22 protein-coding genes are annotated in these 26,528 nt (G+C 60.1%); 7 read left to right on the top strand and 15 right to left on the bottom strand.

The genetic code is table 11. The features are described from left to right. The first annotated feature begins 32 nt into the window (after positions 1–32). The 5 genes from QLG02_RS00815 (at position 33) to QLG02_RS00835 (ending at position 7,257) form a co-directional block, all read left to right on the top strand. On the top strand, positions 33–929 hold the full coding sequence (locus QLG02_RS00815; RefSeq protein WP_282464247.1) for a glycyl-radical enzyme activating protein: 897 nt from the start codon (positions 33–35) through the stop codon (positions 927–929). 63 nt (positions 930–992) lie between these two features. Further along, complete coding sequence (locus tag QLG02_RS00820) at positions 993–3,425, top strand: formate C-acetyltransferase/glycerol dehydratase family glycyl radical enzyme (RefSeq protein WP_282464248.1); 2,433 nt, start codon at positions 993–995, stop codon at positions 3,423–3,425. 92 nt (positions 3,426–3,517) lie between these two features. Then, positions 3,518–4,264 (top strand): DNA-binding transcriptional regulator YciT, encoded by a 747-nt coding sequence (locus QLG02_RS00825; protein WP_011706659.1) that lies wholly within the window; start codon positions 3,518–3,520, stop codon positions 4,262–4,264. 127 nt (positions 4,265–4,391) lie between these two features. Then, positions 4,392–5,282: an EamA family transporter gene (locus QLG02_RS00830; protein ID WP_282464249.1), complete on the top strand. Its 891-nt coding sequence runs from the start codon at positions 4,392–4,394 to the stop codon at positions 5,280–5,282. A 121-nt stretch (positions 5,283–5,403) separates the two neighbouring features. Continuing rightward, positions 5,404–7,257: an extracellular solute-binding protein gene (locus QLG02_RS00835; protein ID WP_282464250.1), complete on the top strand. Its 1,854-nt coding sequence runs from the start codon at positions 5,404–5,406 to the stop codon at positions 7,255–7,257. Between the two features lie 115 nt (positions 7,258–7,372). Here QLG02_RS00835 and QLG02_RS00840 read toward each other — a convergent pair whose 3' ends face one another. Both QLG02_RS00840 and QLG02_RS00845 read right to left on the bottom strand, forming a co-directional pair. Then, entirely contained in the window at positions 7,373–7,765 is a 393-nt protein-coding gene (locus QLG02_RS00840) for a DUF2750 domain-containing protein (RefSeq protein WP_005302792.1), read from the bottom strand. 93 nt (positions 7,766–7,858) lie between these two features. After that, the gene (locus QLG02_RS00845) at positions 7,859–8,416 is read right to left on the bottom strand and encodes a hypothetical protein (protein ID WP_194760413.1); all 558 of its coding nucleotides are present in this window, start codon (positions 8,414–8,416) and stop codon (positions 7,859–7,861) included. 250 nt (positions 8,417–8,666) lie between these two features. Here QLG02_RS00845 and QLG02_RS00850 point away from each other — a divergent pair, with 250 nt between their 5' ends. Beyond that, on the top strand, positions 8,667–8,915 hold the full coding sequence (locus tag QLG02_RS00850) for a TIGR02647 family protein (RefSeq protein ID WP_011706664.1): 249 nt from the start codon (positions 8,667–8,669) through the stop codon (positions 8,913–8,915). Here QLG02_RS00850 and QLG02_RS00855 read toward each other — a convergent pair. The 7 genes from QLG02_RS00855 to QLG02_RS00885 form a co-directional block, all read right to left on the bottom strand. Continuing rightward, positions 8,902–9,207: a hypothetical protein gene (locus QLG02_RS00855; RefSeq protein WP_029299769.1), complete on the bottom strand. Its 306-nt coding sequence runs from the start codon at positions 9,205–9,207 to the stop codon at positions 8,902–8,904. The two genes, QLG02_RS00850 and QLG02_RS00855, sit on opposite strands and share 14 nt — an antisense overlap. 121 nt (positions 9,208–9,328) lie before the next feature. Further along, positions 9,329–9,538, bottom strand: a complete 210-nt coding sequence (locus QLG02_RS00860) for a cold-shock protein (protein ID WP_005331438.1) — start codon at positions 9,536–9,538, stop codon at positions 9,329–9,331. A gap of 204 nt (positions 9,539–9,742) precedes the next feature. Then, positions 9,743–10,843: a dihydrolipoamide acetyltransferase family protein gene (locus QLG02_RS00865; RefSeq protein WP_076361327.1), complete on the bottom strand. Its 1,101-nt coding sequence runs from the start codon at positions 10,841–10,843 to the stop codon at positions 9,743–9,745. After that, the gene (locus QLG02_RS00870; RefSeq protein WP_011706667.1) at positions 10,840–11,826 is read right to left on the bottom strand and encodes an alpha-ketoacid dehydrogenase subunit beta; all 987 of its coding nucleotides are present in this window, start codon (positions 11,824–11,826) and stop codon (positions 10,840–10,842) included. Before QLG02_RS00870 ends, QLG02_RS00865 begins: the two co-directional genes overlap by 4 nt. Beyond that, positions 11,823–12,914 carry a pyruvate dehydrogenase (acetyl-transferring) E1 component subunit alpha gene (gene pdhA, locus QLG02_RS00875; protein WP_282464251.1) on the bottom strand — a complete coding sequence of 364 codons (1,092 nt, stop codon included), beginning with the start codon at positions 12,912–12,914 and terminating at the stop codon, positions 11,823–11,825. The genes QLG02_RS00870 and pdhA overlap by 4 nt, the downstream gene beginning before the upstream one ends. 281 nt (positions 12,915–13,195) lie before the next feature. Continuing rightward, positions 13,196–14,221: a succinylglutamate desuccinylase gene (gene astE / locus QLG02_RS00880; RefSeq protein ID WP_282464252.1), complete on the bottom strand. Its 1,026-nt coding sequence runs from the start codon at positions 14,219–14,221 to the stop codon at positions 13,196–13,198. A gap of 274 nt (positions 14,222–14,495) precedes the next feature. Further along, entirely contained in the window at positions 14,496–14,705 is a 210-nt protein-coding gene (locus QLG02_RS00885; protein WP_041217336.1) for a DUF1127 domain-containing protein, read from the bottom strand. 521 nt (positions 14,706–15,226) lie between these two features. On the opposite strand from QLG02_RS00885, the gene QLG02_RS00890 reads away from it, so the two are divergent. Then, positions 15,227–16,120 (top strand): DNA replication terminus site-binding protein, encoded by an 894-nt coding sequence (locus QLG02_RS00890; RefSeq protein WP_282464253.1) that lies wholly within the window; start codon positions 15,227–15,229, stop codon positions 16,118–16,120. Positions 16,121–16,256: 136 nt separating this feature from the next. Here the strand turns inward: QLG02_RS00890 and QLG02_RS00895 are convergent, their stop codons facing one another. From QLG02_RS00895 to QLG02_RS00920, 6 genes are all read right to left on the bottom strand, one after another. Further along, positions 16,257–20,099 carry a DEAD/DEAH box helicase gene (locus tag QLG02_RS00895; RefSeq protein ID WP_257685330.1) on the bottom strand — a complete coding sequence of 1,281 codons (3,843 nt, stop codon included), beginning with the start codon at positions 20,097–20,099 and terminating at the stop codon, positions 16,257–16,259. A gap of 214 nt (positions 20,100–20,313) precedes the next feature. Beyond that, a complete protein-coding gene (locus QLG02_RS00900) occupies positions 20,314–20,967 on the bottom strand; it encodes a DUF480 domain-containing protein (RefSeq protein WP_257685329.1) in 654 nt (217 codons plus the stop codon). A 151-nt stretch (positions 20,968–21,118) separates the two neighbouring features. Continuing rightward, entirely contained in the window at positions 21,119–22,849 is a 1,731-nt protein-coding gene (locus tag QLG02_RS00905; RefSeq protein WP_282464254.1) for a Wzy polymerase domain-containing protein, read from the bottom strand. A 92-nt stretch (positions 22,850–22,941) separates the two neighbouring features. Then, entirely contained in the window at positions 22,942–25,035 is a 2,094-nt protein-coding gene (locus QLG02_RS00910; RefSeq protein WP_282464255.1) for a YjbH domain-containing protein, read from the bottom strand. After that, a complete protein-coding gene (locus QLG02_RS00915; protein ID WP_282464256.1) occupies positions 25,035–25,781 on the bottom strand; it encodes a capsule biosynthesis GfcC family protein in 747 nt (248 codons plus the stop codon). Before QLG02_RS00915 ends, QLG02_RS00910 begins: the two co-directional genes overlap by 1 nt. Further along, a complete protein-coding gene (locus QLG02_RS00920) occupies positions 25,778–26,449 on the bottom strand; it encodes a YjbF family lipoprotein (RefSeq protein ID WP_282464257.1) in 672 nt (223 codons plus the stop codon). Before QLG02_RS00920 ends, QLG02_RS00915 begins: the two co-directional genes overlap by 4 nt. Positions 26,450–26,528 lie beyond the last annotated feature (79 nt).

Genomic DNA, 26,528 nt, shown 5'->3' on the forward strand with positions numbered 1-26,528 from the left:
GAAAATAGAATGCAAAAACAAAAGGAGGCGGTATGATTTTCGACCTGCAACGCTATTCAACCCACGATGGCCCCGGCATTCGCACCCTGGTGTTTCTCAAGGGGTGCTCGCTGGCCTGTCGCTGGTGTCAAAACCCGGAAAGCCGCTCTCCCAAGCCGGACATACTACTCGACCGGCGCCAATGCATCGAGGGATGCCGGCTCTGCAGCGATGCCTGTCCGGCAATCTTGCGTGACAGCCAGGGTGTCCAGCTCGCCCGCTCAGCCCTCGGCAATCAGGATGTGGAACGGCTGCGCGGCCTCTGCCCCAGCGAAGCGCTGCAGGTGTGCGGCCGGGAGGAGAGCCTGGACACCCTGATGGCCACCATCCTGCGGGATCGCCCCTTCTTCGAGCGCAGCGGCGGCGGGGTGACCCTCTCCGGCGGCGAGCCCTTCATGCAGCCCGAGTTTGCCGCCAACCTGCTGGCCCGCTGCAAGGCCGAGGGGCTGCATACCGCGGTGGAAAGTTGTCTGCACGTGCCCTGGCACCAGATTGAACCGAGCCTCCCCTATCTCGACCTGCTGCTGGCGGATCTCAAGCATGTGGATGAGGAGCGCTTCTTCCACTGGACCCGTGGCAAGGTCGCCCTGCCCCTGGCCAATCTCAAGCGTCTAGCCAAGCGCGGCGTGTCCATGCAGATCCGGGTGCCGCTCATCCCCGGCTTCAATGCCGACCGCGCCTCCATCGAGGCCATCACCCGGGCCGCCGCCAACCTCGGCACAGTACAGGAGATCCACTTTCTCCCCTACCACACCCTGGGCGCGGGCAAGTACGCCCTGCTCGACCAACCCTATCAAGCACCACCGCAACCGCTCGATGACCCGGCACTGCTCGCCTTTGCCCATGAGTGCGCCCGTGCGCAGGGGCTGACCCCGCTCACCCGGGGCTAGCAACACCCCATGACATCAGCCACTTACCGTCAACTCACCGTCCTATGACCAGAGGATAAGACCATGACCCAGCTCGACCTCACCACCCTGCCCCCGCGGATCCGTGCCCACAAGGAGAGCCTGATCCACATCGTCCAGCCGCCGGTCTGCACCGAGCGGGCCCGCCACTACACGCAAGCCTATCAGGCCCACCTTGCCCGGCCGCTGCCGGTACGCCGCGCCCTGGCGCTGGCCCACCACCTCAAGGAGCGCACCATCTGGATCAAGCACGACGAGCTCATCGTCGGCAACCAGGCGAGTCAGGTGCGGGCGGCGCCGCTCTTTCCCGAATACACGGTGGGCTGGATCGAAAAGGAGATCGACGAGCTGGCCGACCGCCCCGGCGCCGGTTTTGCGGTGAGCATGAGAGACAAGCAGATCATCCACACCCTCACCCCCTTCTGGCGCGGCCAGACGGTGCAGGATCGCTGCTACGGCCTCTTTACCGATGAACAGAAGGGACTGCTTGAGAGCGGCATCATCAAGGCCGAGGGCAACATGACCTCGGGGGATGCCCACCTCGCGGTCAACTACGAGCAGCTACTTGCTCTCGGTCTCGACGGCCTCAAGGTCAAGGTGGCCGAGCGGCGCGGCCGGCTCGATCTGGCGGACTGGGCCGATCTGCAGCGCGAGCAGTTCCTGCAGGCCGTCGCCATCACCTTCGATGCCGTCAGCCAGCACATCGAGCGTTACGCCGCGCTGGCCCGCGAGCTGGCGCTGCAGGAGCCGCGCCCAGAGCGCCGCTGTGAGCTTGAGACCATCGCCCTCAACTGCGCCCACATCGCCCACCGGCCTCCCGAGACCTTCTGGCAGGCGCTGCAGCTTTGCTACTTTATCCAGCTCATCCTGCAGATCGAGTCCAATGGCCACTCTGTGTCGTTTGGCCGGATGGACCAGTACCTCTACCCCTGGTATCGCCGCGAAGTAGAGCTGTCGGAATCCCTGCCGCGCACACGCGCCATCGAGCTGCTGCAAGGGTGCTGGCTCAAGTTGCTGGAGGTGAACAAGATCCGCTCAGGCACCCACTCCAAGGCCTCCGCCGGCAGCCCGCTCTACCAGAACGTCACCATCGGTGGCCAGAACTGGTGCAATGGCAAGGCCCATGATGCGGTCAACGGCCTCTCCTACGCGATTCTGGAGTCCTGCGGCCAGCTGCGCTCGACCCAGCCCAATCTCTCGGTGCGCTACCACGCCGGCATGAGCGAGGATTTCCTCGACGCCTGCATCCAGGTGATCCGCTGCGGCTTCGGCATGCCCGCCTTCAACAACGACGAGGTGGTGATCCCCGAGTTCATCAAGCTCGGGGTGAGCGAGGAGGATGCTCACCACTACGCCGCCATCGGCTGCATCGAGACCGCTGTGCCCGGCAAATGGGGCTATCGCTGCACCGGTATGAGCTTCATCAACTTCGCCCGTATCCTGCTGGCGGCGCTCGATGGCGGCCGTGACGCCACCACCGGCAAGGTCTTCCTGCCCCAGCCCCAGTCACTGCGACAAGGCACGTTCGGCCACTTCGACGAGGTGATGGCCCGCTGGGACGAGCAGGTACGCTACTTCACCCGAAAGTCCATCGAGATCGATTGCGTGGTCGACAGCGTGCTGGAGGCCCAGGCCCACGACATCCTCTGCAGCGCCCTGGTGGATGACTGCATCGAGCGCGGCAAGACCATCAAGCAGGGGGGTGCCGTCTATGACTGGGTCTCCGGCCTGCAGGTGGGGATCGCCAACCTGGGCAACAGCATGGCGGCGCTGAAGAAACTGGTGTTCGAACAGGGAGTGGTGGATCAGCGCGAGCTGGCCGAAGCGCTCGAGCAGGATTTTGCCGGTGTCAAAGGCGAGCAACTGCGCATGCGCCTCACCAATGCCGCCCCCAAATATGGCAACGATCTGGACGAGGTAGACATGCTGCTGGTACAGGCCTACCAGAGCTACATCGACGAACTCAAGGGGCTACACAACACCCGCTTCGGGCGCGGCCCCATCGGCGGCACCTACTATGCGGGCACCTCCTCCATTTCGGCCAACGTGCCCTTTGGGGCGGCCACCATGGCCACCCCGGATGGCCGCCACGCCCGCACCCCGCTGGCGGAAGGGGCCAGCCCAGCGTCAGGGTCGGATCGCCTGGGCCCCACGGCGGTGTTCAACTCGCTCGGCAAGCTGCCCACGGCGGCCATTCTCGGCGGCGTGCTGCTCAACCAGAAGCTGAGCCCGGCAAGCCTTGAAAACGAGCGGGACAAGGCCAAGCTGATGAGCCTGCTGCGCACCTTCTTCGAGGTGCACAAGGGGTGGCACGTGCAATACAACATCGTCTCGCGGGAAACCCTGCTGGCCGCCAAGGCCCATCCCGACCAGTATCGGGATCTGGTGGTGCGGGTGGCGGGCTATTCTGCCTTCTTCACCGCCTTATCCCCCGATGCGCAAGATGATATCATCGCCCGCACCGAGCACAGTCTCTGACGGGCCCCACCAGGGGCAGCTGTGCCCCTTTATGACCGGCAAGCCACCCGCGCGGTGGCTTGCCGCTATCCACTGCCAGCCAGCGAGGCCCCATGAATCCACGCCACCAACTGATCCTCACCCTGGTCCATCAGGCCCGCAAGATGAGCGTGAGCGAGCTCTCCCAACGTACCGGGGTCTCGGAAGTGACGGTGCGCAACGACCTGACTGCCCTTGAAAAACAGGGACTGCTCAAGCGGGTGCACGGCTCGGCCATGGCGCTGGAGAGCGACGATCCCGATGCCAGGATGAACATCAACTACCTGCTCAAGGAGCGCCTCGCCGAGCGGGCCGCCCAGCTGGTGGAGGATGGCGAGACGGTCTTTATCGAAGGGGGCAGCGCCAACGCCCTGCTGGCCCGCCATCTGGCCCTGCACAAGCGGGTCACCATCATCACCATCAGCAGCTACATTGCCCACCTGCTGCGCGACACCCAGGCCCAGGTAGTGCTGCTCGGCGGCCTGTTCCAGCATCAGAGCGAGAGCGTGGTGGGCCCGCTGACCCGCCTGTGCATCGAGCAGGTGCACTTCTCCAAGGCCTTCATCGGGGTAGACGGTTTTCATCCCGAGATGGGCTTCACCGGCCGCGACATGATGCGGGCCGACGTGGTCAACAGCGTGCTGGCCAAGGGGGTGACCAATGTGGTCATCACCGACAGCAGCAAATTCGGCGCCATCCACCCGAGCCCGCTCGGCACGCCAGGCCAGATCGGCGTGCTGGTCACCGACGACGCCCTGCCAGCCCCCATGCGGGCCACCCTGGCCGCACGCGGCATCACAGTACACTGCGTCGCCGCCTGAATCGCACTTTACCCCCCGTTGCCCGGTTGCTCCCCCGCCTGGCGGCTTGACGGCGCCCACCGAGGCTGGGGTATGCTCGTCCTCTTTTGGCCTCTCCTGCCAGAGGCCACACACCGAAGGACGCCGCATGCACACCAAGGACAAGTTTCTGGCCGCTCTGGTCATCCTCTGCTGGGGGCTCAACTTCGTCGCCATCAAGTGGGGGCTGGAGGGCATTCCCCCGCTGCTGCTGGGGGCGCTGCGCTTCGTCGGGGTGGTCTTTCCCGCCATCTTGCTGGTCCCCAGACCCGCCATGCCGTGGCGCTGGCTGCTGGCCTATGGCGGAGCCATCAGTCTGGGGCAGTTCTCCTTTCTGTTTTGCGCTATGAAGTTCGGCATGCCGGCAGGCATGGCCTCGCTGGTGCTGCAATCCCAGGTGGTGTTCACCCTGCTGTTCGCCATGATCTGGCTGGGTGAGCGCTGGCAATCCCACCACTGGGTGGCCCTGCCGCTGGCGGGGGCCGGTCTCTATCTCATCGCCACCCATGGCGAAGGCAATCTCACTCTGCTCGGCTTCGTGCTGACCCTCTGCGCAGCCGCCTGCTGGGGGCTTGGCAACGTCATCAACCGCCAGATCGGGCTGCGCTACCAGACCACGCTGCCGAGCCTTATCGCCTGGGGCGGACTGGTGCCCATCCTTCCCTTCCTCGCGCTCTCCTGGTTGTTCGAGGGGCCCGAGCTGATGGCCAGCAGCCTGCTCAACATCAGCTGGCAGGGGTTCCTGTGCGTGCTCTATCTCTCCTTTGTCGCCACCTGGCTCGGCTACGGCCTGTGGGGACGGCTGCTGATGCACTACCCAGTGGCGCAGGTGGCCCCTCTCTCCCTGCTGGTGCCCTGCGTCGGCATGGTGGCCGCGGCCCTGCTGCTGGACGAGCACCCCACTCCCTTGCAGTGGCTGGGCTCGGCCCTTGTGCTGCTGGGATTCGTGGTGCATCTGCTGGGCGGCCGGCTGCGCTGGTTCAAGCCGCAGGCCGTCTGATCCTTATTTGCCTGCCGCCATTGACCAGGGCGGGGAAACTTTCCATGATGAGCCAGCCCCCATCGGGGCTGGAGCCACCAGCGAGTGGCCTGCAGGACGCAGCCATCAGGAGAGCAAGGACATGCCATCGACCTTCACCGCCAACCCCCGCATCATCATCCCGCGCCTTCTGCGCACCAGCGCCATTGCCCTGACCCTCTGTCTGAGCCACTACGGCTGGAGCGCCACCCTGCCAGCCGATCTGACGTGGGAGAGCAACAACGCGGATCCCGCTTTCGCGGATCCGGCCGCCAAGCGGGGCGGTACCTTTCGCGGTTTCATGACCAGTTTTCCGCTGACCCTGCGGGTATACGGCCCGGACTCCAACGGCGGCTTCGCCGGCTATATGCGGGAGACCAACCTGCCGCTCTTGAGCACCCATCCCGTCACCGGCAAGCCCATGCCGATGCTGGCCAACGAATGGGCCTTCGGGCCTGACCACAAGACCCTCTATCTGCGCATCAATCCCAAGGCGCGTTGGTCGGATGGCCAACCGGTCACCGCCGATGACTGGCTGTTCACCCTCAAGCTGCTGCGCAGCAAGGAGATCAACGATCCCTGGTACAACAACTACTACAGCACCCAGATAAGCGAGGTGACCAAGTTTGATGACCACACCCTGGCCATCTCCAGCGGCAGTGCCAAGAGTCGCCAGGATCTGCTGGAATCACTGCCCTTCAGCCCAGCCCCCAGCCACGCCATCAAGATCACCGCCGACTGGGTCAAGGCGTACAACTGGAAGCTGCTGCCGGTGACCGGCCCCTATCAGCTTGGCGAGGTGAAAAAGGGCAAGTCGGTCACCTTCGAGCGGGTCAAGGATTGGTGGGGCAATGACGAGCGCTACTTCCAGCACCGCTTCAACCCGGATCGGATCGAGCTCAAGGTACTCAGGGATCAGAACATCGCCTGGCAGCACTTCCTGCGCGGCGAACTCGATACCTTCCCGCTGGTGATGCCCAACTGGTGGCACGACAAGAGCAAAACGCCGGAGTTCGCCAAGGGCTATATCGAGCGACTCTGGTTCTACAACCAGACGCCCCAGCCCCCAACGGGGCTCTATCTCAACACCGCCGATCCGCTGCTGCGCAATCTCGATGTGCGGCTTGGCATCCAGCACGCCCTCAATCTCGACAAGATGCTCACCACCCTGCTGCGGGGGGATTACCAGCGTCTCAACAGCTACGGCTCCGGCCAGGGGGAGTTCACCAACACGGATCTCAAGGCCCGTCCGTTTGATCCCGAACTGGCGCGCCACTACTTCGCCAAGGCCGGTTTCACCAAACCCGGTCCCGACGGTACCCTGCAAAACAGCCAGGGCCAGCCGCTGACCCTGGCCATCACCTACACCACGGCGGAGCACGCCCAGCGCCTCACGCTGCTGCGCGAAGAGGCCAAGAAGGCGGGGCTCAACCTCGAGCTCAACCTGATGGATGCCTCGGCCGGCTTCAAGTCGATGCTGGAGAAAAAACACCAGAGCGCCTGGATGGCCTGGTCAGGCAGCCGTTATCCCGCCTATTGGGAGTTCTTCCACAAGATCAACGCCAACAAGCCGCAGACCAACAACATCATGAACATCGATGATGACGCCATCACGGCCCTGGTGGAGCAGTACGACAAGGAGTTCGACTTCGCCAAAAAAGCGGCGCTGTCGCGCCAGATCCAGCAGCGGCTCTATGAACTGGCCAGCTTCGTACCGGCCTACCAGGTGCCCTACACCCGAGAGGGGGCCTGGCGCTGGATAAAACTGCCCAAGCTGCCGGCGACGCCCAAGAGCGAGGTGCTCTACTGGCCGCTGGATGGCAGCAACAGCGGCTACAGCTATGGCGGCCTGTTCTGGATTGATGAAGAGGCCAAGACGCAGACCCAGGCCGCCATCAAGGCGGACCAGGCCTTCCCGGCCGTCACCCGGGTTGATACCACCTATCAGCAGAAATAGGAGGCCTGCGCAGCCTGCCCCTTTGCCAAGGTTTGCCTAGGCCACCAACAAAAAGACCCCGCACATTGGCGGGGTCTTTTTTGCAACCGGGGTTGCCAGCCGGAAGCAGAAGCGATTAACCGCGCTTGGCCTGCTTCTGGGCGATGGCGTCGGCCACGTCGGCCGGCTCCAGCACGATACCTTCCTGATCCGGGGTCGGGAACACGGCAACGCACAGTTCATCCTGCTCCATGCCGTCGATCCAGCGCTCCAGCCACACCTTGAGGGTGATGGACTGCGGCTTGCAGTCAGCCCACTCCCCTTCGGCCCACGCCTTGGCGTATTCTGGGTGCGGCCATACCGGGATGCAGTCTTCATCGTCGGTGGTCAGCATCATGACGCCGTGCTCGTCGGTCAGAACGAACAGCTCTTCGTGCTCGACCAGCTTGCTGATGAAGTGATCAAAGCGGTAGTCCGCGTTCAGTTGCAGCGCTGCATTGCGCTCGGTGTCGCTCAGTTCATAGCTCATCGGTCAAGTCTCTTGTGCAATAAAGGGCGCCATGTTCACATCTTGCCGGCGCCTTGTCCAGTATGAGAGATCGGTCACCGATTTTTCGCGATCTCATCCCAGCTCGGGGGTCACCAGGGTGATCTCCGCCATCTCGCTGAAACGCTGGCGCAGCCAGTAGGCGGACTCCACCTCGACGAAGCAGAGCTGCTCTCGTCCGGCCAGGGCAGCGGCCATGATCTGCTCGAAACGGGCCTGTTGCTGTGCTTGCCAGGCGGCGGCCAGCTTGCCGCCATGGGCCTCATCCACCACCTCGCGGCGCAACTCGAACAGATTATCGGTGATCGGGTTGTTGATCTTGGCCGGGCTGTGCCAGTACATCAGCAGATTGTCCATCATCTCGCTGTCGTAATTAGCCAGCGCATCCAACTCGGGTGTCGTCCCCTCTTCACCGGTAGCAAAATCACACCAAGCCGCCGTCAGCGGAGCCAAGGTCTGGGCGGCTGCCCCCTTGCCATGCTGACGCAGGGCGGCGACATCCGCTCCCTTGCAGGCTGGCAACCAGACATCGCCCTGATGCTGCTCGAGTAGGGGCAACAACAGGGAGGCGGGATAGACGGGGAAACGCGTCCCCAGTGTGTGCAGCAGTGATACCAGTGTGATCTTGACCATGGAATACGCCTTGAACCGGAGGCCGATACGCAGCGTTCGGCCAGAAAGACAAAGGAGGCTCCTATCCTATCATGTTTGGCATGGCAGGGGCGGACTCAACTACGCCTCCTGCAAGCACTGGCAGGACGACCAAAAAAGCAGCGTTTGAGCACGTATGGAAAGGAGAAAGCCCAATAGTTTGAGCCAGCGCCCACTAAAGTGGATCCGGGAATGCTAGTTTGCATACATCTTTAGCGTAAGGAGTGCATTCATGATCGGGATCGACCAGGTTTCTAACGAGTTTGTAAACGATTTGAAAATACTGGCATGTTTTGATCCGGCCAACATGAGCCTGGGGATCAAGTTGCGCAGCGACATGTCCGACGAACTCTGCCAGGCGGCGTCACGCCTGCATCAACAGGGGCTCATCAGCGCGGAAGATGGTGGCTATCTGACACCATTCGGCATGACCATGGTCGAGCACCTGCAGCACCTGCTGGTCGCACTCAAACCGCTTTGATCGCTTTGGGAGCCCACAGCGAAAAGTTGAGCAGCTCCCAGCGTTTCCCCTGACGCAGCAGACAGACAAACAGCAAAGGACCTTCGGGTCCTTTTACTTTGCCATCGACCATCCACTCCCCCACCCGTTTTGGCAATGGTTGAGCCTTGATCTCGTCGGGCAAGGAGCCGCCGCCCACGCGCACCTCGACAAACTGCTGGCATACGGCTTTTGCCTCGGCCTCGACAGTATCCTGTCTCTGCACATCGGCAGAAGTGATCAGAGTGGCGGCGAGCAGAAGAGATGGCAGCATAGAGGAGGCAACGAGAGAGTAGGAAGTAGCATCATTCACTCTCTGCAGATGAGAGTGACACGTCCATAAACAAAAAGCCGTGGAACCAGAGGCACCACGGCTTTCTTAAATTCTGTAAGAATTACAGAGCAGTTACGTTCTCAGCCTGCGGGCCTTTCTGACCTTGGGTCACAGAGAACTGTACGCGCTGACCTTCAGCCAGGGTACGGAAACCGTTACCGCTGATAGCGCTGAAGTGAACGAAAACGTCCGGGCCGTTTTCTTGCTGGATGAAGCCAAAACCTTTGGTTTCGTTGAAAAACTTAACGGTACCGGTGATCATGTTAGACATATCTTTAAACCTGTATTCAAAATAATTACTTATGCTTTTCAGCGGATAAAGCTCAAAAAACGGGATTAACTTATGAACAACAGGAAAAGATGTAAAACATCATATTCATTGACATAACTATCGCCCTTTCAAGCTGGTTTAGATTATACGTGGCTTTGGGGATTACGCAAACAATTTGTGCCCTGCCACGGCAGGGCACACATGTCACAATGCGGGGGCTTCCAGCGCCTGTACCAGGGCTTTGAGGAAGCGTGCCGCCTCACCGCCGGTGCAGGCTCTGTGGTCGAATGTCATCGACAACGGCAGTGCTCTGACCGGGCGTGCCTCCCCATGAATAAACACGACTTTCTCGAACAATTTGCCCGCCCCTATGATGGCCACTTGAGGTGGCGTCACGATCGGGCTGGCATAGCGCCCCGCGATGGCGCCGAAGTTGGTGAGGGTGATGGTCGCCCCCTGCAACATCTCGCGCGGCACCGCGCGCGCCTTCACGTCGGCAATCATGCGATCCAGCCCTTGGCGCAGGTCGGCCCCTTCCCGCTCAGCCACGTTTTCCATTACCGGCACGTAGAGCCCGTGCTTGGAATCCACCGCAATGGCCACGTTGACCTCTCTGAACAACCGTCTTGACAGGGTGTCGCCATCAAACCAGGCGTTCATGGAGGGTTCGGCCCGACAAGCCACACCGATGGCCTTGATGAGGCGCACCGTGACGTCTTCGTCGGGGCGCCAATGACGCAAGTCCACCTCGTCGGTGATGCTGACCGGCACTACCGTTTTGTGGGACAGCTCCATCGCCTTGGCCATGGCCCGGCGAGATCCCTTGAGGAACTCGTTGCCACTGCTCTGCTGGGCCTCGAATGCCTGCTGCACATCTTGTTCGGTCACCATGCCGGCACTGCCGCTACCCTTGAGCCGCTCGATATCCAGCCCCAGTTTCTGGGCCAGCAGGCGTACAGCCGGCATGGCCTGCACCAAGGCACCGCCGGGAGCGATGGCCCCCACCACGAAGTGATCCTCGATGTGCTGCTGATGGGCATTGACCTTGCCCACAACGGTGCCGTCATCCTCACCGCCTTCAAACTCCACCAGCGGCGCGCCGATGTGAAGGATGTCCCCCTCGGCACCACACAACCTGGCGATGACCCCCGCCACTGGCGAAGGTACATCCACCAGCGCCTTGGCCGTCTCTACCGACAACAATACCTGGTCGACGCTCACGGTATCGCCGGCGCTGACCTTCCATTCGACGATCTCGGCTTCGGCCAAGCCTTCACCCAGATCCGGTAATTTGAAAAATTTCATAGCCACTGGTTCTCCATCAGCTGATGAGCCGCATCGGCAATGTCCTGCTCGGTGATGAGGTAATACTCTTCGTTGCGGTAATAGGGGACGGCGGCGTCCACCCCGGTGAGCCGTCTGGGCGGTGCCTTGAGGGAGGTCAGCGCCTCCTCGGTAACCCGCGCCACGATCTCGGCGCCGACCCCGAAGCTGCCGCACGCCTCGTGCACTACCAGCAGGCGGCCGGTCTTGCGAACCGACGCCAGAATGCTCTCCATGTCCAGCGGCTTGATGGTGGCGAGATCCAGCACTTCGCATTGAATGTCCTGCTCCGCCAACAGGTTCGCTGCCCGCATCACCTCCTGGATGCAGGCTCCCCAGGCGACGACCGTGATGTCGCGGCCGGGACGCAGGGTAAAGCAGACATCCAGCGGCAACCCGATGCCGTCATCCACCACGTCGGATTTCATCGAGCGATAGATGCGGTCTGGCTCGAAGAACATCACGGGATCCGGGTCACGAATGGCCGACAACAGCAGACCATAGGCCCGTTTCGGGCTGGAGGGGATCACCACCCGCAGCCCGGGAATGTGGGCGAACAGGGCTTCCACGCTCTCGCTGTGGTGTTCGGGGGAGTGAATGCCGGCGCCGTAGGGGGAGCGGTAAACAATCGGACAGGTGATGCGGCCCCGGGTGCGATTGCGCATCCGCGCTGCCTGGCAGATGATCTGCTCCATGCCCGGGAAGATGAAGCCCTGAAACTGGAACTCGGCCACGGGCTTGAGCCCCTGGGTGGCCATCCCGACCGCCACCCCGGCGATCAGCCCCTCGGCCAGCGGGGTATCGATCACCCGCTTGAAGCCGAACTTGTCGCGCAGGCCCACGGTGGCGCGAAACACCCCGCCGTTGACCCCCACATCCTCGCCGAGCACCACCACGTCCGGGTCCCGCTCCATCTCGTGATGCAACGCCAGATTGACGGCCTCGAGCAACGTCATATCACTCATGCTTCCTCCCCGCTGTGCTGCTGCATGCCCTTGGCGATGATACGCTGGCGCTGCGTGCGGTAATCCTTCGGCAACTCGGCAAACTGGTAGTCGAGCAGGGTTTCCGGCGCCTGCGCCGCCGTGTTTTCATACACGGCTACGGCGCGCTCGACCTCGCGGGCCGCCTCGGCCAGCAATGCCTGCTCCTGCTGCTCGTCCCACCAGCCCTGTGCAAACATGAACTGGCGCAGCCGCTTGACCGGCTCCTTGGCCCAGGCGGCTTCCACCTCGGCCGCTTCCCGATAACGGGTCGCATCGTCGGCCGTGGTGTGATCCCCCAGCCGATAGCTGACCGCCTCGATCAGGGTCGGTCCCTTGCCGCTGCGGGCGCGCTCGACGGCGCTGCGGGTAGCCTCATAGACGGCGACCACGTCGTTGCCGTCCACCTGAATGCTGCGCACGCCAGCCCCTACCCCTTTCTGGGCCAGGGTGGGAGCGCTCGACTGTAGCTTGCGCGGCACCGAGATGGCCCACTGGTTGTTGTTGATGATCATCACCATGGGCAGGTGCCAGACACCGGCACAGTTGAGCCCCTCCAGGAAGTCGCCCTTGGAGGTGCCGCCATCGCCGATGGTCACCACGGCGACCCTGGGCTGATTGCGCAGTTTGAAGGCCGCGGCGATGCCGGCGGCATGGGTGATCTGGGTGGCGATGGGCACGCAGATGGGCAGGTCCTCGGAGAGTTCGCCATCCGCCTTGTAAAAGACGCTGCCACGCTCGTCTCCGCCCCAGTACTGCAGGTTTTTCTCCATGGGCACGCCCCGAACATAGAGGGTGGGCATGTCCCGGTAGTAGGGCACATAGACATCCTGCGGCTGCATGGCGAGCCCGACTCCAATCCCGACCGCCTCGGCGCCCAGGTGGGAGGGAAACGTACCAAGCTTGCCGGTTCGCTGCAGCGCGATCGCTTTCTTGTCATAGCTGCGCACCATCACCATGTTGCGGTAGAAGGTGTGCAGTATCGCCTTGTCCAGCCAGGTCGGTAGTGTGGCGACCGGGCGCCCTTCCTCATCGAGGTAACGAAGGAAAGGGATGTCGACATGGGTCATAACTGGCTCCTTGCCGTTGTCAACGTCACCACCATGAGGTGACCCTTTGAATGTAAATAGATTGTTAACCAAAGGGCAATGGGATTTAGCCAGGTAAGACCAGTAGAAACTTCTTTAATTTCAGAAAGAAGCTGGATTTTTCGGCTGAGAGAAAACGAAACAGGGAGCCGCATCGGGCTCCCTGTCAGGATGGGGGCGGGATCGCTCAAGGCTCCCGAAAAGGGCTGCACGCCCGGCAATGCCGGTGGCAACCTGCCATTGCCATCAAAAGTGGCGCCGGGTTACTCCCACAGCCGGGTCGGCACCACCAGCAACACGGTACGCTGGCCGATCGCCACGTTGGCGTTGGGGAACACCACCGCCTCCCGCGGTTTCTCTACCGTGTAGCGCAGCTCGCCATCCTCGGCCAGCACGAAACCCTGGGGAAATTCGGTGAAATTGTCCACATCGCTGGCAAACAGGAAACGAAACTGCTCCGAGCGCTTGTTGATCACCCGATCGATGGCAAAGATGGTGAAGTCATCCGCCCGCCAGGGCTCCAGCACCACCTCGTCCCGGGTCACCAGATCCTGCAGCGCCTGCCGGGTTTCGATGAAACGGGTCATGTCGTTCTCGCCAAACGGGCGCACCTTGCCCAGCTCCACCGTAAAGGCGTGAGCACCGTGGCGGTGGGAGCTGTAATAGCTGAAGGTGGTGGTGGGGCCGCTGGAGAGCAGAATGGTGCGCACGCCGCAGGCGCCGAGAAACTGCACCTGCTCCTTGCAATGGGGCCGCTCGTGGGGGAAGGGATAGACGGCAAACTTCTCGTGACGCGAGCCGCGAATGGCAGTGTGCAGGTCGTAGTGGTAGCGCGGTCTGGCCGGATCGGCAAAGAAGCGGCTCACATACTGCTCGAGGCGCATGGCACGGATCCGCTCCTGGTTGCACAGCCCCTCCCCCTTGCTGTGGGCACCGGAGAAGAGCCGGTTCATGTTCTCCTCCACTTCGCGCACGCCCAGGTTCATGGCCGCCGGGTTACCGAACAGGAACAGCACCCGGTGACGGGCCCTGAGCTCGCCACTGAGCAGGCGGCTCAGCAACTGGTTGCAGATCTCGATGGGGGCCGTCTCGTTGCCGTGGATGCCGCAGGAGAGCACGATATCCTTGCGCCCACCGGGCAGGTCGCCGGCGCCGCAGGCAGGCTCAAGGCAGAGCACCCCCGTATCCCACACACTCGCGCGAGCACCATCCGGCAGATCAAATGAGAACGGCTCAAGCTGCCACTCGTGGCGGCGAGTCAGGGCCAAAAAGTCATGCTGGGGAATCATCCATCTCACCCTTTTGTCAGGAACGCTTGGGCGGATTATACGCAAGGCCCTCGGGCTTAAAATCAATTTTTAAACAAATTCAAACAGTAATGTTACAAGTGTGGGCGATGGGAACATCACGGAGGTACAAAAGGGTCGGCAACAGGCCGTGAGAGAGGGAAACGGGTATAACGAAGAGAACGGGCCCAGGCAAACGGGGCTGCATGTCACGCCATGGCGGCGCTGGCTGGCAACAGTGAGTCAGCAGTAAAACGAGGCATCCTTGCCCGGCAGATCAACCACGCCAGAACGGCTTGGTGGTCTCTTGATAACGATCGGCTTCGTTCAGACCGATGTCCTTGAGCAGGTACGCGGGCAGCTCAGAGAGCTGGCGACGGCTGCGGCTGCGTTCCAGCCAGGTCAGTACGGTCATTTTGACGCGAGCAGCCAGATTCAGTTGGCTGGAATGCTGGTAACCGGCTTCGGTATAAGTCATGTTGGCCATGATGTGGCTCCTCTTTACGATATCTGCGCGGGGTGCGAATTTGTTGCGCAAAGCTTAGTCAGGGGGGGTAGCCGACTCAATTGACGAATTTTGATAGCAGACATTATTAAAACTAATGGTTAATGTCGTCACAGACATAAAAATAACGCATTGATTAATAACAACTTAATCATGTTTTCGTCTGTGCGGGATAGCCTGCAGCATATTCTCCTGCATGGATCCCTTCTAACTATGCAGTTTCCTCTACTGGCTATGCATTCACTGTGGGCACAAGCAAGACGGGCAACCTGACTTTTACATTCAGTTGTTAATCAAGAGATCTTTTATTGATCCCTTATTAACAGTCAGATACAAAGCCGTCACCTTCGAATGGCTCCGATCTTTTGTCCCTCTCCAACCCCCTGGAACGCAGGCACTTGGCACCCATGCCGCAGGCTGATATGGTTATTTATACAGTACTTTCACTGCCCTACGATCAGCCCGTTCACCAGGGCTGACAGAGGCAAACACAGGACATGCCGATGGAGACATTTACCCCCACAGCTGCCTTGCGCCAGCAGATGGAGCGGCTTGAACAGGCGCTGGACAACCTGGCCGCGCAGCTGGAACAGCTTGAGTTGCTGGAGGCCCACGTCTATCCCCTGCCCGCCGTACCACAAGGACAGGAGCATGAGCCCATCGAGCAGATCGAGGTGGGTTATCTGGGTGAGGAGGCCGCACTGGCCGCTACCCTCAGTGCCTATCGGGATCACAGCGCCCGCCCCGGCTGCTCCACCAAGGCCACCCGCCGCCTGCCGGGCTGGCTGCGCTTTCCTGCCGCCTGTGCCCCCCTGCTGCGACCGCTGATCGATGAGGTCAACGGGTGCAAGCTCGCCTTCAAGGCACTGGTGCAGCAGGCGGGCGGGCGGGATGAGAAGTTCGAGCTGGTACACAGGGCGCTACCCGGGGTCATCACCCTGCAGGTCTATCGCAAGCTGACTTGGCTTCAGGGAGAACTGCACTCGCTCGGCTTTACCTGGGCTGACAAGCAGAGCATCAGCCGGCTCAGCCGGGAGCAGGTGCTGGAGATGCTGGAGCGCAGCCGCCGTTATATTCCGGCGCTGTCGAACAACGAGGAGTGGAGCAAGATGGTGGATCAGGAGGTGTACGACATCCGCCGCCTGCCTGCGGACGCAGAGCTCAGGATCCGCCGGCCGGTCAAGACCCACCCGATGATCAACCTGCTCTGGCAGGACCGGGAGCCTCGCAAGCAGCAGCTCAAGGCGAGCCTGCCCCTGCTGCTCTGCTCGGACACCCAGCCCGCCGTCACCCACCTTGGCCACTACCCGCCCAAGCTGCGCCAGGCCCGGCGGGATCGCAAGATTGGCGGCGAGCCCATCATAGAGCGGCTGCATCTCTACCTCTATCAGGGATAACCCGCCCGAACGTCGGTGCGGCCTCGCCCAGGTGTCACGTGCGCCACACGGCACGAGCCAAACAACACGTACCAAACAACAAGGGGAGCATCACCGGATGCTCCCCTTGTCTGTTGCCCGAGTCAGCTGATCGCGGTCAGCTCATCAGCAGGGCCCGCAGGCTCTCCACATCCAGCCCGCGCACTTCCGACTGGCCGCTCAGCAGGCCGTCGGCCAGCGCCCGTTTCTCATCGTGCAGGGCGACGATCTTCTCCTCCACCGTCTGCTCGCACACCAGGCGATAGACAGTCACCGGCTGGGTCTGACCCATGCGGTGGGCCCGATCGCTCGCCTGATCTTCCACCGCCGGGTTCCACCAGGGATCGAGGTGCAGCACGGTATCGGCCTGGGTGAGGTTGAGGCCAGTGCCCCCCGCCTTGAGGCTGATCAGAAACAGCGGCACCGCCTCGTGGCGAAAACGCAGGATGGACTCCTGTCGTGACTTGGCCGAGCAGCCGCCGTCCAGGTAGCAGTAGTCCCACTGCTGCTGCTCGATGCGGGCCCGCAACAGGCTCAGCAGATCGACGAACTGGCTGAACACCAGCACCCGATGACCATTGCCGATGGCCTCCTCCAGCAGCGCCATCGCCTCGTCCAGCTTGCTGCTGGCCTGGGACCATTCGGGCATTACCAGCTGAGGTGAGCAGCAGAGCCGGCGCAGCCGGGTCAGCCCGCTCAGCACGTGCATCAGGGCGCGGCCGTCGGCACTTTGTACCTGCTGCACCACTTCGCGCCGGGTTGCCTCGTAGAGCTGGCGCTCTTCGGGGGAGAGGCTGATGTGATGAATGATCTCGGTCTTGTCCGGCAGTTCGGTCAGCACCTGCTGCTTGAGGCGGCGCAGGATGAAGGGGCTGATCACCGCCCGCAGCAGCGCCATGTGCTGGGGATCCTTCACCGCCTTGCCGAAGCGGCGCTTGAACTCGCCGAGGCTGCCGAGCAGGCCGGGGTTGATGAAGGTGAACAGGCTCCACAGCTCCCCCAGGTGGTTCTCGATGGGCGTGCCGGAGAGGGCGAGCCGAAAATCGCCGTCCAGCTGGAACAGCAGCTTGGCCCGCTGGGTGCCGGCATTTTTGATCTGCTGCGCCTCATCCAGCACCATGGAAGACCAGCGACGGGCCTTGAGCGCCTCCGCCAGACTGCCGAGCATGCCGTAGTTGAGCAGGATGATCTGGCCCGCCTTGGCTTCGCGGATCATCCCTTCCCGCTCGGAGGGGTTGTCAAACACCACCACCTCCAGCTCGGGAGCAAAGCGTGCGACCTCCTCCTGCCAGTTGGTGACCACTGACTTGGGTACCACCACCAGCGCCGGGCCCAGATGCTGGCGCATGCGCAGCACGATGAGCGCCTGCAGCGTCTTGCCAAGGCCCATGTCGTCGGCCAGGCAGGCGCCAAAGCCGTGGTGGGCCAGGGTCGCCAGCCAGCGAACCCCCTCCTTCTGATAATCCCGCAGCGGCCCCATCAGCTCGGCCGGACACTCCACCTCTTGCTGCCACTCCTGTTGCAGGGAGTGCCAGGCGGCATCCCCCTCGGTGGTGATGACGGAGAGCAGGCGGGTCAGCGGGTAGGCCAGCTTGTGATTGATGCGCTGCTCTTCATCGAGCATGGCGCCCAGCATGGTGAGCCGCTCCACCAGCTTGTCGCTCAACATCAGGCTGGTCTTCTCGTCCAGCTGAACGGTGCGTTGACCCGGGGTCAGCTGGCGCAGGATAAGGCGCAGGTCGAGGATCTGGTGCTCATCGAGGGAGAGCGCCCCCTCCACCTGGAACCAGTCCTGGCGACGCTCGATCCGCAGGCTCAGGGCGGCTTCATCGAGGCTCTTCAGACGCGCGCTGTCTTGATGCCAGTGAATGACCACGCCGGCATCCACCAGCTCCGGCAGGGCGTTGACCAGCGCCAGTGCCTGCTCTCCTTCAAGTCGCCACTCGCTGCCGGGCAACTCGATGGGCAACTGGTTGCGCAGCCGCTGGGCCTCGCCCTTCTCGGCCGCCAAGTCCCGCTGCCAGTAGTGATAATCCTTGATCCCCTGGCGCACGATGGCCTCGCCCTTGCCAAGGGGCTGCGGCGGCAAGTCGTCGAACCGGGTCACCAGCCGTACTGCCAGCTGGCCATCCTGCCAGTCAAGCTGAACCGAGGCCACGCCGGGCCAGGGAGCCAGCTCGGCATTGCCGTGCAAGCCCGCCACCTGGCTGTGCCAGGGCAGCCCCGCAATGGAGTCCAGGGTATGCTGCAGTTCCGCCAGCCCCTCGGCCGGCAGCAGCGGAATGGCTTCCAGCGCGGGCAGCCGGTCGAGCAGCGGCTGCGGGGTGAGGATGAGTTGCCACAGATCCTGCGCCAGCGGCAGTATGTGAGCCCCTCGCGCCGCGGCAGCCGGGCTCAGTACGGCACTCATGCCCTGCTCGGTGGCCACTATCTGCAGCAAGGGTGCCGTGATGGCCAGCTGCAGCTTCTGCCCTCTGGCATTGAACAGGCGGGAATGGTTGGCAAGCGGTGCCCACACCTCGCGCGGCAATCGCCCAAGCGTGCGCGGCAGCGTGCGGACCAGCGCCCAGTCCTCCTCGTCGAGCAGGTTGGCGTACTGGGTGGAGAGCAGGGTGGGATCGACCCGGCGACCGGCTGTCCACTCCCCCTTGGTGCTCTGTTTCTGGATCTTGCACTCGAGCTCGGGCCCTTCCGCATGCAGCAGCCAGACCAGTCGCTCCTGCGGCTTGCGCACGCCGCTGGCGCGCCCCAACCCCTGCAACCAGTTGAGCCAGCTGGCGGAGGCGGGTGTCTTGTCCTCCCCGTCCTGCTCATCAGCCTCCTGCTCGCCGCTGGCGGCGCGCAGTTGCTGCAGCGGTTGCTGCTGCGCCCCCTGCCCCAGCAACAGCCGCAGCAGATCCTGACAGAAGGCCATCAACCTGTGGCGGGGCGCAGCATCCAGCACGTGGGAGAGATCCCATTTGTGCAGGATGGCCACCTGGGGGCTCTGCTCCCCATGCCGGGCGAGGGCGCAGAGATCGAGCCAGAGGTAACCCCAGTGCAGCTCTTCCGGCGGCAATTGCAGGGTATCGAACAGCCCGACCGCCTGACCGTGGCGATCACCCGCCCACTGCCCCAGCAGATCCGCCAGCAGCGGAAACTGGTTGGCCAGGCTGCGCTGCCACTTCTTGCGCTGCTCGCTGGCGAGCACGGGATCGGCCTGCTGCAACCAGCCAAGCCAAAGCAAGGCACTGAAGGTCAGTGGCCACTTACCCTGCCCATCCTCTTGCCCTTCCTGCGCCTGCCACTGTCCAAGCGCTGCCAGCAGGCGCTCGGCAAGGGGCTGCTCTCCCCCCTGCTCCGCCAGTTGTTGCAGGGCGGGCCAGTGAGTGTTTGCTTTCCCGCTCAGCTCGCCACAGAGCCACTGCCACTCGGCAGCAAAGCCATCGCTCAGCTTGGCCAGCTCGGCGGCACACTCGCCGGCCGCCTGGGCCAGCGGCCACTGCTCATGGGGCTCGGCATCCAATAACGTTTGCAGGGCGAAGTGCTGCAGCATCAGCCGCTGCCACTGAGGGCTCGAGCCTGCCAGCAACCGGTGGGCATCGGGCAGATCGAGCAGGCTCAGCAGATCGGCCGCCAGATAGTAAGCGGGCACTTGCCCGGCCTCCCCCAGACAGAGCTCACGCACCAGCGCCTGTGCCATCTCCTGGCCGGTGACCGACGGCACCCGTGCCCAGTTGGGCATGGGACAATCGCCGCGGCGTACCGCCAGGATCAGCGCCAGGGTTCCCTCTGCCGTCAGACTCCACTGTTGTTCCCCACGCAGCCGTACCAACCCCAGCAGTTGCAACTGACTCAACTTGTCGAGCAGGGCCTGCCCAAGCGGCAGCTGTTCTTGCAAATAGCGGGTACTGGCGGTGCGCTGCAACTGCAGCTCACCGAGCAGGGCATAACAATCTGAAGAGAGAGTGGACGCAGACATCGAGACTCACGGGCAGGTGCAAAAGCGGAATTTTAACGGGAAAGCGACGGCGGCTCGACCCTTAACGACGAAATAACGCAAAAAAGCTGCGGCATCCCCGTCAGGGGCGGGCTTGGGGCAAGGTGAGACCAGGGGGTTCACCGGATGGAGATGACAGAAAAGGCGCACAAAAAAAGGCGCCTGGGCGCCTCTTGATGGACATATTGCCAGCGCGTCAGCCTTCCAGCTGCGCCAGACGCTCGGCCAGCAGCTGCAGCTGCGCCTTGAGGCTCTCGACCTCCTCCTCCAGCGCCGTCAGTCGATCCGCCGCAGGCGAGGCATAACTGCTGGCGGGGGCAGACTCGGCCAGCGCCTGCAGATCCACCTCGCCACTGAACAGGTGCGCATAACGGGACTCGCGCTTGCCCGGCTCGCGCGGCAGCTTGACCACGTAGGGCCCCTGCTCGGCGAGCTTGGCCAACACGGCATCGACCTGGGTCACGTCGTCGAAGCTGCACAGGCGGTTGGTGCGCGAGCGCAGCTCCCCCGGCGTCTGCGGGCCACGCAGCAAGAGTTCGCAGATAATGCCGAGCTCCTGGGCCGTGAACTTCAGCTCGCCGAACTCGGTGTTGCAGAAGCGGTGCTGATAACGGGGAACCCGGGCATTGAAGCCGGCGGTATTGACCACCAGCCGCTTGCGGATCAGCTCATCCACCACGGCCCGGATGTCGAGCTCGGACAGCTCCAGCACCGGCTCGCGGTTGCTCTTCTGGTTGCAGGCATTGACCAGCGCATTGAGAGAGAGGGGGTATTGATCCGGGGTGCAGATCTCTTTTTCGATCAGACAGCCGATCACGCGGGCCTCCAACGGGCCAAGCACTAACTCCATTTCATACTCCCTACTGAACAAGACGTTGAGGCCACTATCTTAGCCATGGCGCCTCTGCCGTCCAGCAGCGGCCGCCATTTTTGCGAGGCGATGGGGCAGTTGATGAAACATCGCGCAGCCTGCCGGCCCCACATGGCCTCGACAGCCGCTATCAGGCCGAGGGTTTGCGCTCTAGCGCCGTGGCCACGGAGGTGGCGGCCGAGCCGGTCAGCAAGGGATCACCCGGGTAGAGCGCCAGCGCCTCGCGGCGCAGTACCCGGGCCTCCTCTTTTCGTCCCAGCGCATCCAGCGCGATCACCATGTTGGCGTAGATGTTGGCTCTCGGCGTGTGGCGCACAAACGCCTGACCCCACTCTAAATACGCCTCCAGCTCTGCGTGATTGTTGGCCTGCAAGCCCACCATCAGCCGCACCGAGTTGACGTCAAACTCGACCCGGGTCAACCAGGCCATGGGATTGACCACGTCGAGCAGCAGGGTCGGCTCCTTGTAGCCGCCGCGCTCGTACTTGGTGACCACCCAGGCGGTATGAATGGCGGTCAGCATGAAGGGCACCACCAACAGGGGAATGATGATGGCCACGAAGCGCAACAACAACCAGGGGCGATAGACATACTCGGACCAGCTGGCACGGCCCGAGGCTTGCAGCCCCTCCTCCACTTCCGCATCCAGCACATACACCAGCAGCAGCAGGGCCCACCACAGGGCGATGGCGTGATAAAGCGGATACTCGGTCTGGGTGTGCAGCAGGATGGGGGTCACCAGGGCCAGCAGCGCCGCCCCTTTGACCCAACCAGCCTTGAGCACGCGCCACAACAGAGCGCCGCCCATCAGCACCATGCCGATCATGGGAGCCAGCCCCCCTTCCACCGCCCAGTAGAGAAACTCGTTGTGGGGGTGATCGAGGTTGTATTCAATCTGTACCATGGCCGGGTTCAGCGCCTTGTCGGCCATGTAGTGGTGCAAAAAGGTGGTTTCAAAGCTGCCGTAACCCCAGCCAACCCAGGGAGACTGGGCAATCAGCTTGGCGGCATAGGGCCAGTAGATAGAGCGCATGCCACCGGACTGATAAGCCTCCAGCCCGCGTTTGACACCGCTGATCCCGTACTGGGAGGCGATCCCCAGCCCGATACCGAGAGCAACCAAACCCAGTACCAGCGCCAGCCGCTGCTGACGATGCAATGCGGGCACGAGCAGGAGTAGCGCCAGCAGGCCCCCCAACTGCCCCACCCGGGATTGCAGCGCCACCAGCAGCAGGCTAGCCGCCAGGATCACCCCATAGAGCAGCCCCTTGAGCAAGGGGTTGGCATTACCGCGCAGTTCCAGCCAGCCGGCCAGGGCAAGCCCGGTCGCCATGAAGGTCGCCATCACATTGGGCTGTTGAAAGATGCCGTAGGGGCGGTTGGTGTGGGTGTCATACCCCAGCCAGTTACCCGGGATCAGCAGGTAGTACTGCACCAGGCCGAGCAGCGCCTCGATGGCTACCGCGCCCAGCAGCAGATAGAGCAGCCGGTCACGAGACGCCCGCACCAGCTGCCACTGATAGAGGCAGAACAGAAACAGCAGACCGGCAAACAGCCCAAGCAAACGGGGAATGGCGTAATCTTTCAGGTCAAAGCCGGGATAGGCCATGGGCAGCAGCAGCAGCAGCGCCCCCAGCCAGAGCCAGCCCTGCAAAGAGGAGAACACCAGCCGCTGCTGCAGCGTCACCTGCCACAGCCCCAGACCGATAACCAGGCTGGCGAAGACCCATCCCCAGGCGTTGAACGGCAGATAGAGCCCGGCCCCACCAGGGTTGTGCATGAAAAAATGCATGCCCAGCAGCCAGTACAAGACGAATAACCCAAAACATGTTCTCTGGATCAGATCGGGAAAACGCACCATGAAACCTCTTCCATGCACCAAAGCAAAAAAAGCCGCGATAGCAGAACACTATCACGGCTTGTTGTCTTTACGAATGAGGGCGATAGCCTTTGTTACAGCGGCAAACGCTCTGTCAGATCATAGAGCGATTGACTACGATTGAGCATCTGGCCACCATCCCTTGTCAGCGGAACCCAACCAATGGTGCCCTTGGATGTAGTCGGACGAATCAGCATCAGATCGAAAGGTATGGTCACATAAATACCTTTGGTAAAGCTGCCCTCACCATATTCATCTGCCGACACATCTGTCAGCGTTGCATAGGCCCCCATGACAATGCCTGAGTCGAATCGCTTCGAAAAATCGAATGTCGCGCCGACATCTCCAGCCAGGTAGCGACCAACAGCAACCTTCGCGGTGACACCTTCCAAGAAAGGCAATTGCCAATAGCCAGTCACATGACCGGTAACCACATCGTAGTCGGCCATCTTGAGGGTATTATTCCAGTCCCGCTGTTTCACCCAGTTGCCGTCTACCCCTAATGCCCATGACTTTCCGAAAGGCCGATACAATAGCTCACCGCCAGCACCGGCATACATCATCTCAAGGTATCCGCCATAAACCTGGCCATACCAATCCCGAGACAATGATTGCATATGAGTTAGTTGCAAGTTATTAAGTAGCACATTAGAAGAGTCAACATACTCACGAACCCAAGTCCGAACTCGTGGCAATGCATCACCATCAGAAGGAGGGGCTTTATAGTTGAACTCATCATAGTTATTAACCAGATTAAAGAACAACGTCCCTTGCAAACTGTTGTTTTCACTCATGTGCCAGTCAGCATTGGCGTTGATACCAAGCTGATACATATAGAAAGATTCAGCACCACCAAAAGACTGTGTCAGATCAGGGTCAAAGGAGTATGAAAAAGATTTACGTCCGGCTGCATAAATGGGTTTCCCCTGAACTTCTCTTGCAGCCTGTACAGTCGATTTCTCATGCTGCTCTTCTCCCAATATTTGTACCACATTAGCTCGACGAACAGACGGGAGATTAATTTGGGTCTCTTGCAGATGAAAGTTCGCCTTCCGTTCAATAACATTCAGGTCATGGACTGTGCTTGGCAAATAATTGGCCGCTAATAGGGATGTTCTCTTCATAGCCTCACGTTCATCGCGATACTTACTCTGGGTACCAATGATCGTGACTGAACTGAAATCTGTGTAAATTTCTGTGTCTTGCCAACCAGCATTAACTTTCAGATCCTTCGCCAACGCAGGCCACTCAACTTCAGCAATAGAACCTGGCACTTGGTCTGGTTGATAAATGGGTCTTGGTAGGTCAATCTGGGCAGGTTTCAGCTCATTAAAGTTGGTCCGCAAAGTCACCCCCCACATCAGGGTATTTCCCCTCTGCCAACTCAGATGGCTATCCAAGTTGTCGAAAATGCGATATACCGCGCCAACATTCCATGGTGAGTCTTGAGAAATATGACCGGCAAATTCTTTACTATAATCATTACCATCATATTCAAGCTTCAATCTCAACGGCTTCCAGGGTGTCTGATATTCTATACCACCAAAGAATGCAGCAGGACCATGAAATAAACTACCGAGTTCAAACTTACCGCCATTACCAGAGTAACCATTATCCCTTTGACACCAGCTATCCTTATATTCACAAAATGGATTTTTGATATTACCACTCTCGGCCATATTCCCCCAACCGACGCCTAGCGTAAAATCAAATGGCCCATATTTTTTACTGGTAGAAAAAAACTCACTATCAAACAAACCAGTCCCCATCAAGTCTCTAAAACCGACTGACACTTGTGGCAGATAGTTCGATTCCTGCAAAAGACGGAACTTGAAGTCCATACCTTTATCTTTATAGGTCTGGTCACCACTAAAATCTTCGTATGGACTGTATTTTTTAGTTCTTACATCAGTATATCTTAATGTCGCTTCAAGCCAATCAAATGGCTGCGCAGAGATAGACCACCTACGGTATTGATAATTATCAAAATAGTTGGCACTGAATTCGCCTGTTTTAGCCATGCGAGCTGTCGGCATCTGCAACAAGCCAACCCCACCAAAATCACCTTGCGATGGGCCATAAGAATCAAAAACCGATTCTGTAGCGTGTCCCCCCCCAGAAACGAACCATGAAACAAAAAACGCTATATATTTACATTTAGGAAGCATTATTCAGGCACTCGATTAGCAAGTAAGTTAGCAATCCGAATATTGATATCTCTATATTTCTCGGGCAAAACGTCAGAGTCAAAACCGACAAAAAGTGTCGCACCGGCCATTGGTTCTCGATGCAGCTGATTCCAATTAGCGACAGGGACACGACTGATTGTGCCATCAGGCTGGATCAGAAATGCCTCGCTTGGATCTGCCCCTACCAACAAACTATAGCCCTGCCAATAGTCGGCCAAACTGGCTCCGACCTGTAAAGGTTGTTTACTACGACCATTAATCAATCCCACAAAGTAGATAAAACCAGGTCTTGGAGCGACAAAAAGCGTGTAGTTTCCTTTCAGCAAGGGATTACCTGCAGGATCAACTCTACTCTTAGCTGGGTCTAAAAGTACTGGTAAACGACCACTGACAGGAATTCTGTCTAGCTCTTGTAACAACTGTTGGGTTGACTGGATCAATGCACCTTGATCACCACCTCTCATCCAAAACACTTGTAGTGATTTAAGATCCTTGAGCAGTGTTTCTTTAGCAACCTGAATCGCAGCCATCGCTTGAGGATTAGCTATCTGTGCACTGCGCCAGTAGATATCATTAGGTAGCTTGGTATTGAATAACAGGTCTGTAAGCCTAGCTCCATCATGAACTTCGATCTTAGTTATAGAATGACGTTCATAAACCACATCTATATCAGATTGAGCTAAGGAATAAAAAGAAACAAGACCGAGCATTATATATTTTTTCATAAGGCGTAAGGTTTTAATATTGTCATTTCAATTACCGGTAAATCCGGCCCCAACTGCTGCTGGCTCTTCAATATTCTTCCGGTACTGTGCTCAAACCAATAGTAGTTATGCCAAGAAGCATGGCTATGTTCAACCGTGGCCAATTCATCAATCAACACAACATCATGTAATTTATCAAGAATGATCAACTTTTCTGGCACTAAAGATATAAACTCAGTCTTTATTTTATAACCACTTAAATAGTCCTTCGCCCACTCCGCATGATATTCCCAATTCATCATATTTGGATTAATGGAATAAGCAGGTGAGTCTGCAATTTTTTTCAATGGATCAACCCAAGATGATTTCGTCAAGTAGAGATCATTTTCCAAACCCATCGTCTTGTTCAACCGACCTGCGTTGGTAACAAAAAGTTTATTATCAGCGCTTACCCAGCTCAAAGAACCATCAGGATCTGCAAATGCAAGTACCACTAATGCCTGTGGATTATTATCCACTCGTAAATAAGCACTTGCATAAGGCAACTCACGCACTTTTTCTTCAGTTACCACAACATCATCTACCCCCATAAAAGCGTAGCGGAGCGTGGCGTAAGTATCAGAACTGGTGGTGGAACAACCACTTAAGAGTAACAATCCCAGAGACATAAACAAACGAGATGAAAACATAAAAAGGTCACTCGGTGGAATTGGAAAATGATTGCAAAGTGACAAAAATAAGGCTGCCAGTGTGGCAGCCTTATTCCAA

This window comes from Aeromonas sp. V90_14 (genome assembly GCF_029967615.1).
In the GTDB taxonomy this organism is placed as follows: Bacteria; Pseudomonadota; Gammaproteobacteria; order Enterobacterales; family Aeromonadaceae; genus Aeromonas; species Aeromonas hydrophila.